Origin of the sequence: Pseudomonas sp. EA_65y_Pfl1_P113 (assembly GCF_963970525.1) — a bacterium.
GTDB lineage: Bacteria > Pseudomonadota > Gammaproteobacteria > Pseudomonadales > Pseudomonadaceae > Aquipseudomonas > Aquipseudomonas tritici.
This window is the reverse complement of sequence record NZ_CAXAQM010000717.1, coordinates 1-320: the sequence shown is the minus strand read 5'-3', so window position 1 is coordinate 320 and position 320 is coordinate 1. Positions and strand designations below refer to the sequence as shown.

Here is a 320-nt window from a genome sequence, read left to right as displayed (position 1 = left end):
CCTGGCCGTTGACCTTGGCGGTCTCGACCAAGCTATAGATCTGCGCACTGGCGGTGGCGCCTTTGGGCGTATCGCTGAACAGCCATGCCTTGCGCCCTATGACAAACGGCTTTATTGCGCGCTCGGCTTTATTGTTGTCTATCGGTAAAAACCCAGCCTCCACGTAACGCTCCAGCCGGCTCCAGTTGCTGGCCAGATAATTAACGGCCTTGCCCAGCGCACTTTGCGGCGTCACTTGGGACTGGGTTTTCTCCAGCCAGCTTTTCAGTTGGGCAAGCACCGGTAAGCTCTGTTCCTGGCGACCGACAAAACGCTGATCA

General features: G+C 57.2%; 1 protein-coding gene. It reads right to left on the bottom strand.

What is annotated here, in order from left to right; translation table 11 throughout:
- A partial coding sequence (locus AACY52_RS31875; RefSeq protein WP_339561637.1) for a transposase occupies positions 1 to 320 on the bottom strand: 320 nt, incomplete at both ends.